The organism is Streptomyces sp. NPDC020192 (genome assembly GCF_044388685.1).
In the GTDB taxonomy this organism is placed as follows: Bacteria; Actinomycetota; Actinomycetes; order Streptomycetales; family Streptomycetaceae; genus Streptomyces.
Window position 1 is genome coordinate 784,979 of the sequence record NZ_JBIRXG010000001.1, and the last position, 17,484, is coordinate 802,462.

The window sequence follows — 17,484 nt, forward strand, 5'->3', positions numbered from 1 at the left end:
AGCTTCCGTGCGCGCTACGTCGTCGGGTTAATGACTTGAGGTAACGCGGGTGGAGTGTCGGACGATAGGGGCCAAGGGCAACCGAACCAGCCCCTGTCGCCGACTCCGAGAGACGTAGCGTGCTCATACGACTTCTACGGACCTATCTCAGGCCCTACACAAAACCCATAGCCCTTCTGGTGGTCCTGCAGTTCCTGCAGACCTGCGCCACCCTCTACCTGCCCACCCTGAACGCGCACATCATCGACAACGGTGTCGTGAAGGGGGACACGGGTTACATCCTGTCCTTCGGCGCCCTGATGATCGGCATCTCGCTGGCACAGGTGGTGTGCAACATGGGCGCCGTGTACTACGGCGCGCGCACCGCCTCCGCGCTCGGCCGGGACGTGCGCGGTGCCGTGTTCGACCGGGTGCAGTCCTTTTCCGCGCGTGAGGTGGGTCACTTCGGTGCCCCCTCGCTCATCACCCGTACGACGAACGACGTACAGCAGGTCCAGATGCTGGCCCTGATGACGTTCACGCTGATGGTGTCGGCGCCCATCATGTGCGTCGGCGGCATCGTCCTGGCGCTCGGCCTGGACGTACCGCTGTCCGGGGTGCTGGTCGCGGTGGTGCCGGTGCTCGGCATCTCCGTGACGCTGATCGTGCGACAGCTGCGGCCGCTGTTCCGGTCGATGCAGGTGCGCCTCGACACGGTGAACCGGGTGCTGCGCGAGCAGATCAGCGGCAACCGTGTGATCCGCGCCTTCGTCCGCGACGAGTACGAGCAGGGCCGGTTCGGGAAGGCGAACACCGATCTCACCGAGATGCAGCTGGCCACCGGCCGGATGCTCGCGCTGATGTTCCCGATCGTCATGACGGTCGTGAACGTGTCGTCGATCGCGGTCGTGTGGTTCGGCGCACACCGCATCGACAGCGGCGGCATGCGCATCGGCGACCTGACCGCGTTCCTCGCCTATCTGATGCAGATCGTCATGTCCGTGATGATGGCCACCTTCATGTTCATGATGGTGCCCCGCGCGGAGGTCTGCGCCGAGCGCATCGAGGACGTCCTCGGCACGGATTCCAGCGTGGTCCCGCCGACGGCGCCGGTCACCGAGCTGCGCGCGCACGGCCATCTGGAGATCCGGGCCGTGGGCTTCCGCTATCCGGGTGCCGAGGAGCCGGTGCTCAAGGCCGTCGACCTGGTGGCCCGGCCGGGCGAGACCACCGCCGTGATCGGCTCCACCGGCAGTGGCAAGTCCACCCTGCTCGGGCTGGTCCCGCGGCTGTTCGACGCCACCGAGGGTGAGGTCCTCGTCAACGGCGTGGACGTGCAGCGGGTCGAGCCGAAGCTGCTGGCGAGAACGGTCGGCATGGTGCCGCAGAAGCCGTACCTGTTCGCGGGCACGGTCGCCACCAACCTGCGCTACGGCAACCCGGACGCCACCGACGAGGAGCTGTGGCACGCGCTGGAGGTGGCGCAGGCCAAGGGCTTCGTCAGCAAGCTCGAGGGCGGCCTCGACGCGCCGATCGCGCAGGGCGGCACGAATGTGTCGGGCGGTCAGCGCCAGCGCCTCGCCATCGCCCGCACCCTCGTGCAGCGCCCGGAGATCTACCTCTTCGACGACTCCTTCTCCGCGCTCGACTACGCCACCGACGCGGCGCTGCGCGCGGCGCTCGGCCGGGAGACCGCCGAGGCGACCGTCGTCATCGTCGCCCAGCGCGTGGCGACCATCCGGGACGCCGACCGGATCATCGTGCTGGACGAGGGCCGGGTCGTCGGCTCCGGCCGGCACCACGAGCTGATGGCGACCAACGAGACGTACCGGGAGATCGTGCTCTCCCAGCTGACGGAAGCGGAGGCTGCCTGATGGCGGGGCCCATGCGGATGATGGCCGGGCAGGGTCCCGACCAGCGCTCGATGGACTTCAAGGGGTCCGGCAAACGGCTCATCGGCCAGTTCCGGCCCGAACGGCTCACCATCTACGGCCTGCTGGTGTGCGTGGTCGTCAGCGTGGGCCTGAACGTGGTCGGCCCGAAGATCCTCGGCAAGGCCACCGACCTGGTCTTCGCCGGCATCATCGGCCGGCAGATGCCCGCCGGGACCACCAAGGAGCAGGTCCTCGACCGGATGCGGGCCCATGGCCAGGGCTCCGTCGCGGACATGCTCAAGAGCACCGACTTCACCCCCGGCAAGGGCATCGACTTCGGCGCCGTCGGCGACGTCCTGGTGCTCGCGCTCGGTACGTTCCTGGTCGCCGGTCTGCTGAGCGCGGTGGCGACCCGGCTGGTCAACCGGGCCGTGAACCGCACGATGTTCCGGCTGCGCGAGCAGGTGCAGACGAAGCTGTCGCGGCTGCCGCTGTCGTACTTCGACAAGCGGCAGCGCGGTGAGGTGCTCTCGCGCGCGACCAACGACATCGACAACATCGGCCAGACGCTCCAGCAGTCGATGGGCCAGCTGATCAACGCGCTGCTCACCATCGTCGGCGTCCTGGCGGTGATGTTCTGGGTCTCCTGGATCCTGGCGCTGGTCGCGCTCGTCACCGTGCCCCTGTCGGCGCTGGTGGCCACCCGGGTCGGCAAGCGGTCCCAGCCGCACTTCGTGCAGCAGTGGCGCACCACGGGCAAGCTGAACGCCCACATCGAGGAGATGTACACCGGGCACACCCTGGTGAAGGTGTTCGGCCGGCAGGAGGAGTCGGCCAAGCAGTTCGCCGAGCAGAACGAGGCGCTGTACGAGGCCGGGTTCAAGGCGCAGTTCAACAGCGGTGTGATGCAGCCGCTGATGATGTTCGTGTCGAACCTGAACTACGTGCTGGTGGCGGTGGTCGGCGGCCTGCGCGTGGCCTCCGGCTCGCTCTCCATCGGTGACGTCCAGGCCTTCATCCAGTACTCGCGGCAGTTCTCGATGCCGCTGACCCAGGTCGCCTCGATGGCGAACCTGGTGCAGTCCGGCGTCGCCTCCGCCGAGCGCGTCTTCGAACTCCTCGACGCCGGGGAGCAGGAGGCCGACCCGGTGCCGGGCGAGCGCCCGGCGGAACTGCGCGGCCGTGTCCGCCTGGAGAACGTCTCCTTCCGGTACGACCCGGAGAAGCCGCTGATCGAGGACCTCTCGCTCACGGTGGAGCCCGGTCACACGGTCGCGATCGTCGGCCCGACCGGCGCCGGCAAGACCACGCTGGTCAACCTCTTGATGCGGTTCTACGACGTCTCGGGCGGCGGGATCACCCTGGACGGGGTCGACATCCGGAGGATGACCCGCGACGAACTCCGCTCCGGCATCGGCATGGTGCTGCAGGACACCTGGCTGTTCGGCGGCACGATCGCGGAGAACATCGCGTACGGCGCGTCCAGGGAGGTCACGCGCGGGGAGATCGAGGAGGCGGCACGGGCGGCCCACGCCGACCGGTTCATCCGCACCCTTCCCGACGGTTACGACACGGTGATCGACGACGAGGGCACCGGGGTCAGCGCGGGTGAGAAGCAGCTCATCACCATCGCGCGGGCGTTCCTGTCCGACCCGGTGATCCTGGTCCTGGACGAGGCGACGAGCTCCGTCGACACCCGCACGGAGGTCCTGATCCAGAAGGCGATGGCCAAACTGGCGGCCGGGCGCACGTCGTTCGTGATCGCCCACCGGCTGTCGACGATCCGCGACGCCGACACCATCCTGGTGATGGAGAACGGCTCGATCGTGGAACAGGGCGCACACGCCGAACTGCTGGAAGCCGAAGGGGCGTACGCGCGGCTGTACAAGGCGCAGTTCGCGCAGGCGGTCGCCGAGGTGGACTGAGGGTGACCTGGGGGGGCCGCCACGAGGTGCGCGGCCCCCGTCTCAGTCCAGATAGCCCCGTAGCTGATCCGCGAAGGCGTGATCCCGGAGCTTGTTGAGGGTCTTGGACTCGATCTGCCGTATCCGCTCCCGGGTGACCCCGAAGATGCGCCCTATCTCCTCGAGGGTCCGCGGGCGGCCGTCGACAAGGCCGTAACGCAGCTGGACGACCTTCCGCTCCCGCTCCCCCAGGGTGGACAGGACGGCCTCCAGATGCTCCCTGAGGAGCAGGAACGCGGCGGATTCCACAGGACTCGCGGCGTCGCCGTCCTCGATGAGGTCGCCGAGGGCCACGTCCTCCTCCTCGCCGACCGGGGCGTGCAGGGAGACCGGTTCCTGGGCGAGCCGCAGCACCTCGCTGACGCGCTCGGGCGGCAGGTCGAGATGGGCGGCGACCTCGTCGGGCGTCGGCTCGTGCCCCCGCTCCTGGAGCATGCGGCGCTGCACCCGTACGACCCGGTTGATCAGCTCCACGACATGCACCGGGACGCGGATGGTGCGGGCCTGGTCGGCGAGGGCGCGGGACATGGCCTGGCGGATCCACCAGGTGGCGTACGTCGAGAACTTGTAGCCGCGGGCGTAGTCGAACTTCTCCACCGCACGGATCAGCCCGAGGTTGCCCTCCTGGACGAGGTCGAGCATGGTCAGCCCGCGCCCGACGTACCGCTTCGCCACGGACACGACGAGCCGCAGATTGGCCTCGATGAGCCGCCGCTTGGCCACCCGCCCCATGACGACGAGCCGGTCCAGGTCGAGCGCCAACTGGCTGTCCAGGTCGGGGGCGTTGCTCAGCTTCTCCTCGGCGAACAGCCCGGCCTCGACCCGGCGGGCGAGTTCGACCTCCTCGGCGGCGCTGAGCAGCGGGATGCGCCCGATCTCCCGCAGGTACTGACGGAACAGGTCGGCGGAGGGGCCGCCGCTCTCGGCCCGGACGACGGCGGGCGTGGCGACGGGTTCGTCGGCCTCCTCGGCCTCCTCGGCCTCCTCGGGCTCGTCCGTGAGCGCTTCCGCGGGCGGCTCGGCGGACCCCTCCGGATGCAGGGCGGCACGGCTCTGCGGGGGTACAGCCACGAGGACGTCGGTCTCGAGGGCGTCGTCGGTCTCCGCGTCCGGCTCGTCCGCGGTGGTGCTGGTGGCACGGGTGGCGCTGTCGGTCTGGGTGAGGGTCTGGGTCTGCACGGGGGCGACCTCCAGGATGATCGCTTGCCGTCGGCTGCAGCGGTGCTTCGGAAGCGGAGAGTCGACGGCCTGCGCTCCGAGGACTCGGGCACCGCCCCCAGTGTGGGGTACGACACATCCCCGCCACGAGGGGCGTGCGGTGACTTTTTGCGTCCGGCTCGTGACCGGTTGGTGACCCGGCCCGGAAAACCGGGGGCGGTACCGGGCCCTGATCTGGGAGGATCCCGGGATGTCCGGACTTCTGTACGAAACCCACGTCACTGTCCGCTGCGCCGGCCCCGCCGAGACGGAGCGACTGCGCGGCTGGGCGGACGCGGTCGGGCTGAAACTGACGCACATCGTCCTGGCCCGGGGCCGGCTGCGGGAGCAGCCGATGCTCACGCTCGCCGGTTCGGCGTCGTACGCCGAGCAGTCGGCGCGGGCGGAGGAAACGGTGGCCGCGCTGAAGTCGGCCGGTTTCACGCCGGTGCGGGTGAAGACGGAGTCGGTGCCGTGGGCGCCGGAGGTGCCGGACGGGATGTGCGGGGACGGGCGGTACTTCGAGCACCACGTGAAGCTGCTGCTGGAGGCGGGCACGGATCTCGCCGCGCTGGCGTCAGCGGTCGTACCGCACGGCGCGCACCTATCGTGGAACGCCCGCCGGGTGCACGGCGGCGGCCGGCACGAGCGGTTCGTGACGCAGCGCTGCCGGGGCGTCGCCGACACGGAGGCCGAAGAGGCCCTGGGCCGGCTGCTGGCGGCGCTGGACGGACACGAAGTCCTGTCCGTGGAGCGGGAGTTCGTGCTGTACGACAGTGACGAGTCGGTGGACGAGGGATGGATCGAGGAGCCGACGGCTCAGGGGGTACGGGGATGAACGGGGCGCGGAAGTGGGAACTGCCGAGGACTCTGACCTGGGTGCCCGGCGAGGACGTACGGCAGCAACAGGTCTTCGAGCCGGCCCTGAAGCACTACGCGAACGCCTACCGCGCCACCGACCCGGTCTTCACCGACCTGGCACGCGGCGAGGCGTGGCGTACGACCCGCCGCCGGGCCCTGCACCTGGTCCTGGCCGCGATCGCGGACTCGGAGTGGGCCGGGGCGCTGGTGCTGCGGGGCAGCGTGCTGATGTCGATGTGGTTCGGCGAGGCCGCGCGCGAGCCGGGCGACCTGGACTTCGTCGTCGTACCGGAGACCTGGGGCATCGAGGAGGAACGCACGGCGCGCATGCTCGACGACATCGCGAGGGCGGCCGAGACCCGGTCGGGCGAGATCCGCTTCTCGGCGCGGGACGCGGTCACGGAGGACATCTGGACCTACGACCGGGTGCCCGGCCGCCGCATGATCCTGCCCTGGTCGGCCCCCGGCCTGCCCGGCGGGCACGTCCAGCTCGACTTCGTCTTCAACGAGAAGCTGCCGGAGCGGCCGGAGCCGGTGGAGCTGCCGGGCGGGGCGGTGCTGTCCGGGGCGACACCGGGACTGTCGCTCGCCTGGAAGCTGATGTGGCTGATCAACGACATGCACGCCCAGGGCAAGGACCTGTACGACGCCGTCCTGCTCGCCGAACGCCACCCCCTTGACGTCGGCCTGCTCCACGAGGTCTTCCGGCTCTCGGGCGAGTGGCCGGACCACAACCGCGAGAGCGTCCTGCTCGAGGACGTCGTCGAGGCGGTCGGCTACGTCGAGTGGCCGCACTTCGTCACCGAGCACCCCCAATTCGCCGACCGGGACCGGGAGTTCGCGGACCGGTTGGTGCGGGCGGTCACACCGGCGTTCCCCTCCGTTCCGTAACCGGGCGGCTACTCAGCTCGTTGGACCATCCGACTGGCATATGCGGACACTGGACCGCACCGACTTAGGGCAGGATGGAAGGCATGAGCGAGATCGAGGAGCTGCGGCAGCGTCTGGAGGCGCTCGAGGCCGAGGTGCACGACATGCGGGAGCAGCAGGCTGCCACACGCCACCTCGCCGTGAACTCCGATCGCCACGTTGCCGCGCTCCAGGAGCAGCGCAGGGCGGACGTGCAGCTGATGCAGGCCCTCCGGCAGACGCAGCTCGAGCACGGCAAGACGCTGGATGCCCACACCAAGACGCTGACCGAACACAGCAAGCTGCTCGGCGCTCTCGTGGCCGGACAGGTGGCAATCATGGAGCACCTCGGCATCGCACCCCCCGAGCAGCCCCGCGAAGAGGACTAGCCCCCTTTTACAGCGCCTCCGCCCCCCGGGTCTTCAGGGACTGGTCGTACTGCTGGAGGACCCACAGCTCGTTGCGTACGGCGGCCAGTTGGGCGGGGTCGCCGCCTGCTTCCAGGCGGCGGACGGTGATCTGGATCTCCTCGACCCGGCGGGCCACGGCTCGGCGGCGGACCGTCACCAGTTGCTCGCCCGCGTACGACTCGTCCACCGTCCTGCGCATGATCGCTTCCACGGCCAGCTCGGTGACCATGGCGCGGACCGTGTCGTCGGGGGCGGCCTCGCGGACGCGGACCAGGTACTCCTGGGAGTCCTGCAGGCCGTACTCGGCGCCGCCCGCGTCCAGGATGGCCTGGCGTACGGCGGCGTAGGGGACGGCGGTGAACTCGTCCACGCCGTACGCGTCGAAGGCCGGGGAGACCAGCTCGGGGCGCTGCAGGGCGAGCTTGAGCAGTTCACGCTCGGTGGCGTAGATCGGGTTACGGAGCTGGAGCGCGGGGCCCCCCGTGGCGGGGCGGGCGGCGGCCTCGTACGACTGTGGGCCCGTGCCCGCGGGTGCCGGGCCCTTGCCGCCGCGCTCGCGCGCCCAGCGGGCCAGCTGGGCCACCCGCTTGACCACGAACTGGGTGTCGAGGATGCCGAGCATGCCGGCCAGCTCGACGGCGACCTCGTGCTGGGCGCCGCTGTTCTTGATCCGGGCGACGATCGGTGCCGCCTCGTCCAGGGCGGCGGCGCGGCCCGCGGGGGTGTCGAGGTCGTAGCGGTCCACGATCTGGCGCAGCGCGAACTCGAACAGCGGCGTGCGCGGCTCGGCCAGGTCGGCCACCGCCTCGTCGCCCTTCGCCAGGCGCAGTTCGCACGGGTCCATGCCGTCCGGCGCGATCGCGATGTAGGTCTCGGCGGCGAACTTCTGGTCGTCCTCGAAGGCGCGCAGGGCGGCCTTCTGCCCGGCCGCGTCGCCGTCGAAGGTGAAGATCACCCGGGCCGATCCGTTGTCCATGAGGAGACGGCGGAGGATCTTGATGTGCTCGCCGCCGAAGGCCGTACCGCAGGTCGCGATGGCCGTCGTCACCCCGGCCAGGTGGCACGCCATGACGTCCGTGTAGCCCTCGACGACGACGGCCCGGCTGGACTTGGCGATGTGCTGCTTGGCCAGGTCGATGCCGTACAGGACCTGCGACTTCTTGTAGATCGCCGTGTCGGGGGTGTTGAGGTACTTGGGGCCGTTGTCCGCCTCGTACAGCTTCCTCGCGCCGAAGCCGACGACCTCGCCGCCGATGTCCCGGATCGGCCACATCAGGCGGCCCCGGAAGCGGTCGATCGGCCCGCGCCGGCCCTCCTGCGACAGCCCGGACAGGACCAGCTCCTTGTCGCTGAAGCCCTTGCCGCGCAGGTAGCGGGTGAGGTGGTCCCAGCCCTGGGGGCTGTAGCCGACGGAGAAGTGGACGGCGGCGGCCTGGTCGAAGCCGCGCTCGGCGAGGAAGATCCGGCCGGTCTCGGCCTCGGGGCTGGTGGCCAGCTGCTCGGCGTACCACTGCGCGGCGATCTTGTGAGCCTCGACCAGGCGGATCCGCTCGCCGCGCTGGTGGGCCGGGTTGTACCCGCCCTCCTCGTAGCGCAGCGTGATGCCCGCCTGGGCGGCGAGCCGCTCCACCGCCTCCGAGAAGGAGAGGTGGTCCACCTTCATCACGAAGGTGATGGTGTCGCCGCCCTCCTGGCAGCCGAAGCAGTGGAAGAGTCCCTTGCTCGGGCTGACCTGGAAGGACGGCGACTTCTCGTCATGGAACGGGCACAGGCCCTTGAGGTTGCCACCGCCCGCGCCCCGCAGCTGGAGGTACTCGGAGACCACGGCGTCGATCGGGACCGCGTCCCGTACCGCCTTCACGTCCTCGTCGTTGATCCGTCCTGCCACGCGTGAATTCTACGGGGGTCCGCTGACACTCCCGTTCGTCAGGAGACCAGGTCGTCCAGCGGTGCGTGCGGGTCGGCCAGCGCCTCCGTGTCCACCTGGGCCTGGGAACGGATCAGTTTCTGGATCTGCTCTGTGACATCCCACACGTTCACGTTCATCCCGGCCAGCACGCGCCCCTCCGCCAGCCAGAACGCGATGAACTCCCGCTTGCCGGCGTCGCCCCGGATCACCACCTGGTCGTACGACCCCGGCGGCGCCCAGCCGCTGTACTCCATCCCCAGGTCGTACTGGTCGGTGAAGAAGTAGGGCACCCGGTCGTACGTCACGTCCTGGCCGAGCATCGAGCGCGCGGCGGCCGGTCCGCCGTTCAGGGCGTTGGCCCAGTGCTCCACCCGCGCCCGGGTGCCGAACCGGGCGAGCGGGAAGTTCGCCACGTCGCCGGCCGCGTAGATGTCGGGGTCGGAGGTGCGCAGCCGCTCGTCGACCACGATGCCGCCGCCGAGCGCCCGGCCCGCGATCTCCAGGCCGGCCGCCTCCGCGAGGCCGACGCGGGGGGCCGCGCCGATCGCCGCGAGCACGTCGTGCGCCGGGTGCTCCTCGCCGTCGTCGGTGCGGGCCGCGAGGACCATGCCGTCCTGGCCGACGATCTCGGTCAGCTGCCGCCCGAAGTGGAAGCGGACGCCGTGCTCGCGGTGCAGCTCGGCGAAGACGTTGCCCAGCTCGGGGCCGAGGACGTGGTGCAGCGGGGTCGGCGACGGGTCGATCACCGTGACCTCCGCGCCGTACTCCCGGGCCGCCGCCGCGATCTCCAGGCCGATCCAGCCGGCGCCCGCGATCACCAGGTGCCCGTTGTCCCGGCCGAGGGAGGTCAGCACGCCCTTGAGCCGCTCGGCGTGCGCGAGCCGGCGCAGATGGTGCACGCCCGCGAGGTCGGTGCCGGGGATGTCGAGGCGGCGCGGTTCGGCGCCGGTGACCAGGAGCAGCTTGTCGTAGCGGACGAGCGTGCCGTCGTCGCCGAAGCGGACCGTCTTCGCCGTACGGTCGATGCGGTCCACGAACTGGCCGAGGTGCAGCTCGATGTCGTTCTGCGCGTACCAGGCGGGCTCGTGCACGAAGACGCTGTCCCGCTCCTCCTTGCCGAGCAGATAGCCCTTGGACAGCGGCGGGCGCTCATAGGGGTGGTCGCGCTCGTCACTGATCAGTATCACCCGGCCGGTGAAGCCCTCCGCCCGGAGCGTCTCGGCCGCCTTCGCGCCGGCGAGACCGCCCCCGACGATGACGAATGTCTGATCCGCGTCGACCACTTGATGCCTCCTCGTAAGGGTGCCGCCATAGGCGAGCGTCCCGCACGCGGCGTGCTGCGGGAAGAGGGAGTGACCCGATCAGGCCACCACAGGTCACGTACCGCTCACATATGCCCCGTAAGTCTCGCGTGCAGGGAGAGTGCGGAGGCGTCGGTCAGGGAAGCGATCTGGTCCACGATCACCCGCTTGCGCGCGTGGTCGTCGCCTGCCCCGTCGAACAGGGCCCGAAACTGCGGATCAAGACCGTCCGGCGCGCGAGCGGTGAGCGCCTCCGCCAGCTCGGCGACGATCACCCGCTGGTCCGCGCGCAGCCGCTCCTGCTCGGCGCGCTGCATCACATACCGGTCCGCGACCGCCTTGAGCACCGCGCACTCCGTCCGGGTCTCGGACGGTACGACGAGTTCGGCGTCGTAGCGGGTGAGCCGGCCGGTGCCGTACGCGGCGCGCGTGGCGCCCTCGGCGGCCAGACAGAACCGGCCGATGAGCTGGCTGGTGGCGTCCTTGAGGCGGGCCTGGGCGACCGCCGTGCCGTCGTAGCCGTGCGGCCACCACTCCTCGTCCTGGAGGCGGTCGAGGGCGGCGGACAGTTCGGCCGGGTCGGTGTCCGCCGGGACGTAGCGGCCGATGGCGACCGCGAACACCGCCTGCCGCTCGGGCTCGGCGTGCAGGCAGTTGGGGTCGATGTGACCGGCGTGCAGACCGTCCTCGACGTCGTGCACCGAGTACGCCACGTCGTCCGACCAGTCCATGACCTGCGCCTCGAAGCAGGTACGGATGCCGGGGGCGGTCTTGCGGACCCACTCGAACACCGGGCGGTCGTCCTCGTACACGCCGAACTTCCGCGACCCCGGGTCGGTGGGGTGCGCGCCGCGCGGCCACGGGTACTTCGTGGCGGCGTCGAGGGTGGCGCGGGTGAGGTTGAGCCCGACGGAGCCCTCCGGGGTGAACCGTTTGGGCTCGATGCGGGTGAGGAGTCTCAGGGACTGGGCGTTGCCCTCGAAGCCGCCGCAGTCGTCCGCGAAGTCGTTCAGTGCCTGTTCGCCGTTGTGGCCGAAGGGTGGGTGGCCCAGGTCGTGGGCCAGGCAGGCGGCCTCCACGAGGTCCGGGTCACAGCCGAGGGCTGCGCCCAGCTCCCGGCCTACCTGGGCGCATTCGAGGGAGTGGGTGAGGCGGGTGCGGGGGCTGGCGTCCCATGCTTGGCTGCGGGTGCCTGGGGTGACGACCTGGGTCTTACCGGCGAGTCTTCTGAGCGCGGCTGAGTGGAGGATGCGGGCGCGGTCGCGTTGGAAGGCGGTGCGGCCGGGGCGTTTGTCGGGTTCGGGGGCGTAGCGCTCCGCTGAGGTTGAGCCGTAGGTTCCGTTTGGTGCGGTGCCTTCCATGGCTCGACAGTAAGCCCACTCATCTGCCGAGTTCTGTTTTCGGGCGGCTACAGGTCGTATGTGGTGACTCGCGCCCACGCGGCGGAGCCGCACATCGATACAGCCCCGCGCCCCTCAGGCAGCTTGCGCCACCGGCGTTGACAAGCACTCCTCGTATCGGTTCAAGATCAAGCGCGCCATCGCCGGATGGTCCCCCAATGGCGCCGAAGCGATCCACGGCGCCGCCTGCGCGCACTGTGTCGCGAAGCGCCCCGGTGCTGTGAAGTACGACGCGATCGCCACCCGGTGCCGGCCGCGTGCCGCCCATGCGCGCAGCGCCGTCGGGACGGTCGGGCTCGCCGCCGAGGCGTAGGCCGGGAGGACCGGGACGCCCAGGCGGGCCGCGAGGAGGCGGGCCGTGTGGCGGGGGTCCGTGGCCGAGTCGGGGTCGCGGGAGCCCGCTGCCGCGAGGATCACCGCGCTTCCCCGGTCCACGGCGTCGTCGGGGACCGTGGGCCAGCCGGCCTCCAGGAGGCGGTCGTACAGGGCCTCCGCCAGGAGGGGGTGGGGGCCCAGTGGGGGTGCCACGCGTGCGTGCACCCGGGCCGTGGCCGCCATCTCGGGGATGTCGTGCTTGACGTGGTAGCCCCGGCTGAGCAGGAGCGGGACCAGGACGGCGGGGGTGTCGCCGAGGGCGGCGAGGGTGTCCGGGAGCAGGGGCTCGTTCAGCTCGATGTGGCCCAGGTGGACGGGGAGGCCGGGGCGCAGCTCGCGGATGCGGTCCATGAGTGTCGTCACCGTCGTGAGCGCGCGCGGATCCCTGCTGCCGTGGGCGACCAGGACCAGGGCCGGCGGGGACGGGGCGAACGACGGGTGCGACGGTGTCATGGGCCGATGGTGACGGGGATACGTTGCGTGGCCGTTGCCTGGCCGTCACGGGGATTTTCCGCGGGTTCACCTCGTACGGTCGCACGGTGTGAGGCGAAACCGGATCCGGGCCGCCGGCGTCCTCCATGGTCGTAACCGATCAGTCGTCGTAACCGATCAGTCAGGTACAGATCGCTGGGGGCCTCATGAAGATCCGTCGACCGCGCTGGCCGCGTACGCGCACCGGGCAGCGGCGGCTGGTGCAGGCCGTGATGGCCGGATGTGTGCTGGCGCTGCTGCCGGTGACCTGGCTGTACGTGTCCACGGCCGACCGGCTGCGGGCGGTCGCGGACGTGCCGTCGGCCAAGGTCGCCGTGGTGTTCGGGGCCGGGCTGTGGAACGGGGAGCCGTCGCCGTACCTCGCGAACCGGCTGGACGCGGCCGCGACCCTGTACCGGCAGGGGCGGGTCAAGGTCGTCCTGGTCACCGGGGACAACAGCCGGAAGGACTACGACGAGCCCGATGCCATGCGGACCTATCTGACCCGGCACGGGGTGCCGGGCGGCCGGATCGTCCGCGACTACGCCGGGTTCGACACCTGGGACTCCTGTGTGCGGGCCCGGAGGATCTTCGGGGTGCACCGGGCCGTGCTGATCAGCCAGGGCTTCCACATCCGGCGGGCCGTGGCCCTGTGCGAGGCGGCGGGGATCGACGCGTACGGGGTCGGGGTCGACGAGAAGCACGACGTGACCTGGTACTACGGCGGGACCCGTGAGGTGTTCGCGGCGGGCAAGGCGGTGCTGGACACGGTGTTCCATCCAGATCCGCAGTTCCTCGGGCCGAAGGAGCCGGGGGTCGCGCGGGCGCTCGCCGCACGGTGATCCTCACCGCGGGCCGGGCCGGGCGGGGAGGTCGGTGTCCCGGGCGTGTAACGAGGAGCGCCCCGGCGCCGTAACACGCCCGAAGCACGCTGGGCGGTATGGAACCGATCGCCTCGACGCCCACCCACTGCCCGTACTGCGCCCTGCAGTGCGGAATGAACCTCACGCCCCTGGCAGAGGGTGGCGTCGAGGTCTCCGAGCGGGTGGACTTCCCCGTCAATCAGGGCGCCCTGTGCGGCAAGGGACGTACGGCCGCCGAGGTGCTGGCGCCGGGGGCGCGGCTGACCGCGCCGCTGGTGCGGAAGGACGGTCGGCTCGTCGAGGCGAGCTGGGCCGAGGCTCTCGACCTGGTCGCCGAGCGGCTCCGGAGCGTCAAGGGGCGGTACGGCGCCGACGCGCTGGGCGTCTTCGGCGGGGGCGGGCTGACGAACGAGAAGGCGTACGCGCTCGGCAAGTTCGCGCGGGTGGTGCTCGGCACCTCGCAGATCGACTACAACGGCCGCTTCTGCATGTCGTCCGCCGCGGCGGCCGGCACAAAGGCGTTCGGGCTGGACCGGGGGCTGCCGTTCCCGCTGGAGGACATCCCGAGGACCGGGTGCGTGATCCTGGTCGGCTCGAACCTCGCCGAGACCATGCCGCCGTCGCTCCGCTTCTTCCGTGAACTACGGGAGAACGGCGGAAAGCTGATCGTCGTGGACCCGCGCCGGACCCGCACCGCCGAGCAGGCCGACCTGCACCTCGCACCCCGCCCCGGCACCGATCTCGCCCTGGCGCTGGGCCTGTTGCACCTGGTGGTGGCCGAGGGGCGGACGGACGAGGCGTACATACGGGAGCGGACCAGCGGCTGGACCGAGGCCCGGGCGGCGGCGATGGCGCACTGGCCGGAGCACGTGGAGCGGATCACGGGAGTGTCCGTTCCCCAACTCCGGGAGGCCGTACGGCTGTTCTGCGAGCCGGAGGCGGCGATGGTGCTCACCGCGCGCGGGCCGGAGCAGCAGTCCAAGGGGACGGACACCGTGGGCGCCTGGATCAACCTGTGCCTGGCGACGGGCCGGGCGGGGCGGCCGTTGAGTGGCTACGGCTGTCTGACCGGGCAGGGCAACGGGCAGGGTGGGCGCGAACACGGCCAGAAGGCCGACCAGTTGCCCGGCTACCGCAAGCTGGACGACCCGGCGGCCCGGCGGCATGTGGCCGAGGTGTGGGGCGTCGACCCGGACAGCCTGCCGGGGCCGGGGCGCAGTGCGTACGAGCTTCTCGACGCCCTCGGCACCGATGTGCGGGCGCTGCTGCTGATGGGCTCCAACCCGGTGGTGTCGGCACCCCGCGCGGCACACATCGAGGAGCGCATCAAGTCCCTTGATTTCCTGGCCGTTTGTGACGTCGTCCTGTCGGAGGCGGCCGAGCTGGCGGACGTCGTCCTACCGGTGACGCAGTGGGCGGAGGAGACGGGCACGACGACCAACCTGGAGGGGCGGGTGCTGCTGCGCCGGCAGGCGATTACCCCACCGGCGGACGTCCGCACCGACCTGTACGTCCTGCACGAGCTGGCGGCCCGCCTCGGCGTGGAGAAGGGCTTCCCGACCGACCCGGAGGAGATCTTCACCGAGCTGCGCCGGGCAAGCGCGGGCGGGCCGGCGGACTACTCGGGGATCACCTATGGTCGGCTGGCGGCGGAGAACGGGGTGTTCTGGCCGTGCCCGGAGCCCGCGGAGACCGGCGGCGGTGTGATCCACCCCGGCACCCCCCGCCTCTTCCTCGAGCGCTTCGCGCACGCCGACGGCCGGGCCCGCTTCGCGGCCGTGACCCACCGCCCCACGGCTGAGGAACCGGACTCCGAATACCCGTTGTTGCTGACCACCGGCCGGGTGGTCGCGCAGTACCAGTCGGGCGCCCAGACCCGGCGGGTGGCCGAGCTGAATGCCGCCGCTCCGGGGCCGTTCGTGGAGCTGCACCCGCGCCTCGCGGCCCGCCTCGGCGCGGCCGAGGGCGACCCGGTGACCGTGGTCTCCCGCCGGGGCCGGGCCACCGCGCCCGCCCGGATCACCTCCGCCATCCGCCCGGACACCGTCTTCATGCCCTTCCACTGGCCGGGCGAGGGCCGCGCCAACACCCTGACCAACCCCGCGCTCGACCCGACGTCCCGGATGCCGGAGTTCAAGTCGTGCGCGGTGCGGGTGGAGGTGCTCGGCTGACGTAGATTGCCGTTATGGCTGATAGCGAGCAGTTCGACCTCGACGCCTACCTGGAGCGGATCGGGTGGCAGGGCGGTCGGCGGGCCGACCTGGACACCCTGCGGGGCGTCCACCTTGCCCACGCCCTGTCTCTCCCGTTCGAGAACCTGGACCCGCTGAGCGGCCGGGCACCCTCGCTGGCGCCCGGTGATCTCATGGCCAAGATGATCCACGGCCCGCGCGGCGGCTACTGCTACGAGCACAACACGCTCCTGTGGCTCGCCCTGGAGGCGCTCGGCTTCCGGGTCGGCGGCCTGGCCGCGCGGGTGGTACTGGGCGCCCCGACCCCGTGGAGCCGCCCGCGCACCCACATGATGATGCGAGTCGAGGTCCCGGGCGAGCCGTACCCGTTTCTGGCGGACGTCGGCTTCGGCGCGTCCGGCTCCCTCCTGGCACCGATCCCCCTGCTCACCGGCACCGAGTCCGAGGGCGCCGGCCGCCGCCACCGGCTCACGTCGCTGCCATCCGAAGGGCCGCTGGAGCTACTGGAGTTGCAGGCGTACGACGGGCAGAGGCGGGACTGGGTCGGCCAGTACGCGTTCACCCTGGAGCCGTTCGCCGCCCCGGACTACGAGGTCTTCAACTGGCACGTCGGCACGAATCCCCGCTCCCCCTTCACCAAGCGGCCCTACCTCCAGCGGACCACCGCCGAGCGTCATCTCGCCCTGGACGGCGGCCTGTTGACCGACACCCGGGCCGACGGGACCGTGACCGAGCGCAAGCTGACGGACGAGGCGGAGGCGCGGCGGGTGGTGGAGGAGGAGTTCGGGATCGTCGTGCCGGAGGGGCTGAGGTTGCTGGGCTGAGCCTGGCGGATGGGCTCCCCCACGGCATCCAGGTCATCGCGGCGTGAGTGCAGAGCCGGGCGCGGGTGATCTCCTGCTTGGACACGCGGTGGCGGTGAGGCGGCGCGGACTTCAGCGGGAGTACCGTCCGCAGTAAAGGGGGCCCCCGGCTCTGGGTGAGCTGGGGGCCCGTTGGCGTAGGTGCTTCAGCTGAGTTGTGTGTAGGGGGTCTGGTCGTAGTCGAGCGCGCTGACCTCGGATGCAGGGAGCGCGGTGTTGTAGAGCTGGACGTTGCTGATGGCGGCGTTGGCGTATTCGCCGTAGGAGCCTTGCCGTCGTCGGGCTCGGCGGCGGTCTCGGAGAGGTTGCCGAGGGCGTGGTCCGAGGAGGTCCCTGACTCAGCCGCGGGTCAGCCAGTCGCCGCTCTCGATGCGTGCGCCGGTGGCGTGCAGCCCGGCGGCGATGCGCGGGGCCGCGAGATAGACCCAGGCGGGGACGCTGCTGCCGTCGGCCCGGATGACATGCCGGGCGAGGCGTTCGTAGAGGTTGCGGGGGTCGCCCGGGGTGTACTCCTCCAGGCGGTCCAGGGCAGCCAGCAGGTCGTCGTACGACTCCGGGCGGGCGGTGACCAGTTCGCCCCGGATCTCGCCGCCCGGCCGCTCCACGGCGTAGGGATAGCCGGGGCCGTCGTAGAGGGCCGCGTTCGGGAGGCGCGCCGGTTCCTCGGCGATCGTGCGGCCCCGCAGGTACAGGTCGTGGTTGGGCTCGCCGGGGCGCAGGGTGCCGTAGACGAAGAAGGGCAGCGGGGTCCCGGGGGCCGGAGTGATCACGGAAACGATTCTGTACCCCCGTCGGCCGGTCACACATCTGGCCGACTTCTCACACACCTCCATGAATGCGGTATGGACATGACATGTCGTGCGCTCTTGAATCTCTGTCGGCATCCGCGCCACCCCACGCCTAGCCTGGCGCTTCC

The 17,484-nt window shown here is 71.0% G+C and carries 14 protein-coding genes; 8 read left to right on the forward strand and 6 right to left on the reverse strand.

Annotated elements, in window-relative coordinates; all coding sequences use genetic code 11:
- The first annotated feature begins 119 nt into the window (after positions 1-119).
- Together ACH47Z_RS03655 and ACH47Z_RS03660 are read left to right on the forward strand one after the other, a co-directional pair.
- Positions 120-1,853 (forward strand): ABC transporter ATP-binding protein, encoded by a 1,734-nt coding sequence (locus ACH47Z_RS03655; RefSeq protein ID WP_399070066.1) that lies wholly within the window; start codon positions 120-122, stop codon positions 1,851-1,853.
- A complete protein-coding gene (locus ACH47Z_RS03660) occupies positions 1,853-3,778 on the forward strand; it encodes an ABC transporter ATP-binding protein (protein ID WP_399070068.1) in 1,926 nt (641 codons plus the stop codon). The genes ACH47Z_RS03655 and ACH47Z_RS03660 overlap by 1 nt, the downstream gene beginning before the upstream one ends.
- A gap of 42 nt (positions 3,779-3,820) precedes the next feature.
- On the opposite strand, the gene ACH47Z_RS03665 is transcribed toward ACH47Z_RS03660, so the two are convergent.
- Entirely contained in the window at positions 3,821-5,017 is a 1,197-nt protein-coding gene (locus ACH47Z_RS03665; protein WP_399070372.1) for an RNA polymerase sigma factor, read from the reverse strand.
- Between the two features lie 208 nt (positions 5,018-5,225).
- Between ACH47Z_RS03665 and ACH47Z_RS03670 the strand changes: the two genes are divergently transcribed.
- The 3 genes from ACH47Z_RS03670 (at position 5,226) to ACH47Z_RS03680 (ending at position 7,173) form a co-directional block, all read left to right on the forward strand.
- Complete coding sequence (locus ACH47Z_RS03670; protein ID WP_399070070.1) at positions 5,226-5,852, forward strand: hypothetical protein; 627 nt, start codon at positions 5,226-5,228, stop codon at positions 5,850-5,852.
- Complete coding sequence (locus ACH47Z_RS03675; protein ID WP_399070071.1) at positions 5,849-6,766, forward strand: nucleotidyl transferase AbiEii/AbiGii toxin family protein; 918 nt, start codon at positions 5,849-5,851, stop codon at positions 6,764-6,766. Before ACH47Z_RS03670 ends, ACH47Z_RS03675 begins: the two co-directional genes overlap by 4 nt.
- Before the next feature lie 83 nt (positions 6,767-6,849).
- Positions 6,850-7,173 carry a hypothetical protein gene (locus ACH47Z_RS03680; RefSeq protein WP_399070073.1) on the forward strand — a complete coding sequence of 108 codons (324 nt, stop codon included), beginning with the start codon at positions 6,850-6,852 and terminating at the stop codon, positions 7,171-7,173.
- 7 nt (positions 7,174-7,180) lie between these two features.
- Here the strand turns inward: ACH47Z_RS03680 and dnaG are convergent, their stop codons facing one another.
- From dnaG to ACH47Z_RS03700, 4 genes are all read right to left on the reverse strand, one after another.
- Complete coding sequence (dnaG, locus tag ACH47Z_RS03685; RefSeq protein ID WP_399070074.1) at positions 7,181-9,082, reverse strand: DNA primase; 1,902 nt, start codon at positions 9,080-9,082, stop codon at positions 7,181-7,183.
- 38 nt (positions 9,083-9,120) lie between these two features.
- The gene (locus ACH47Z_RS03690; protein ID WP_399070076.1) at positions 9,121-10,386 is read right to left on the reverse strand and encodes an NAD(P)/FAD-dependent oxidoreductase; all 1,266 of its coding nucleotides are present in this window, start codon (positions 10,384-10,386) and stop codon (positions 9,121-9,123) included.
- A gap of 104 nt (positions 10,387-10,490) precedes the next feature.
- Complete coding sequence (locus ACH47Z_RS03695; protein WP_399070078.1) at positions 10,491-11,765, reverse strand: deoxyguanosinetriphosphate triphosphohydrolase; 1,275 nt, start codon at positions 11,763-11,765, stop codon at positions 10,491-10,493.
- 114 nt (positions 11,766-11,879) lie between these two features.
- Positions 11,880-12,632 carry a sirohydrochlorin chelatase gene (locus ACH47Z_RS03700; RefSeq protein ID WP_399070080.1) on the reverse strand — a complete coding sequence of 251 codons (753 nt, stop codon included), beginning with the start codon at positions 12,630-12,632 and terminating at the stop codon, positions 11,880-11,882.
- A 185-nt stretch (positions 12,633-12,817) separates the two neighbouring features.
- Between ACH47Z_RS03700 and ACH47Z_RS03705 the strand changes: the two genes are divergently transcribed.
- The 3 genes from ACH47Z_RS03705 (at position 12,818) to ACH47Z_RS03715 (ending at position 16,529) form a co-directional block, all read left to right on the forward strand.
- Complete coding sequence (locus ACH47Z_RS03705; protein WP_399070082.1) at positions 12,818-13,492, forward strand: vancomycin high temperature exclusion protein; 675 nt, start codon at positions 12,818-12,820, stop codon at positions 13,490-13,492.
- A gap of 98 nt (positions 13,493-13,590) precedes the next feature.
- Positions 13,591-15,684, forward strand: coding sequence for a molybdopterin oxidoreductase family protein (locus ACH47Z_RS03710; protein ID WP_399070084.1), 2,094 nt, complete (start codon positions 13,591-13,593; stop codon positions 15,682-15,684).
- 14 nt (positions 15,685-15,698) lie between these two features.
- Positions 15,699-16,529: an arylamine N-acetyltransferase gene (locus ACH47Z_RS03715; RefSeq protein ID WP_399070086.1), complete on the forward strand. Its 831-nt coding sequence runs from the start codon at positions 15,699-15,701 to the stop codon at positions 16,527-16,529.
- A 377-nt stretch (positions 16,530-16,906) separates the two neighbouring features.
- On the opposite strand, the gene ACH47Z_RS03720 is transcribed toward ACH47Z_RS03715, so the two are convergent.
- Positions 16,907-17,335 (reverse strand): gamma-glutamylcyclotransferase family protein, encoded by a 429-nt coding sequence (locus ACH47Z_RS03720; protein ID WP_399070374.1) that lies wholly within the window; start codon positions 17,333-17,335, stop codon positions 16,907-16,909.
- Between the last annotated feature and the right edge of the window lie 149 nt (positions 17,336-17,484).

Bases quoted from the DNA above. Each gene is read 5' to 3' on its own strand.
- ACH47Z_RS03660 (WP_399070068.1), top strand. From the start codon at position 1,853: ATGGCGGGGCCCATGCGGATGATGGCCGGGCAGGGTCCCGACCAGCGC.
- ACH47Z_RS03670 (WP_399070070.1), top strand. From the start codon at position 5,226: ATGTCCGGACTTCTGTACGAAACCCACGTCACTGTCCGCTGCGCCGGC.
- ACH47Z_RS03675 (WP_399070071.1), top strand. From the start codon at position 5,849: ATGAACGGGGCGCGGAAGTGGGAACTGCCGAGGACTCTGACCTGGGTG.
- ACH47Z_RS03680 (WP_399070073.1), top strand. From the start codon at position 6,850: ATGAGCGAGATCGAGGAGCTGCGGCAGCGTCTGGAGGCGCTCGAGGCC.
- ACH47Z_RS03695 (WP_399070078.1), bottom strand. From the start codon at position 11,765: ATGGAAGGCACCGCACCAAACGGAACCTACGGCTCAACCTCAGCGGAG.
- ACH47Z_RS03700 (WP_399070080.1), bottom strand. From the start codon at position 12,632: ATGACACCGTCGCACCCGTCGTTCGCCCCGTCCCCGCCGGCCCTGGTC.
- ACH47Z_RS03705 (WP_399070082.1), top strand. From the start codon at position 12,818: ATGAAGATCCGTCGACCGCGCTGGCCGCGTACGCGCACCGGGCAGCGG.
- ACH47Z_RS03710 (WP_399070084.1), top strand. From the start codon at position 13,591: ATGGAACCGATCGCCTCGACGCCCACCCACTGCCCGTACTGCGCCCTG.
- ACH47Z_RS03715 (WP_399070086.1), top strand. From the start codon at position 15,699: ATGGCTGATAGCGAGCAGTTCGACCTCGACGCCTACCTGGAGCGGATC.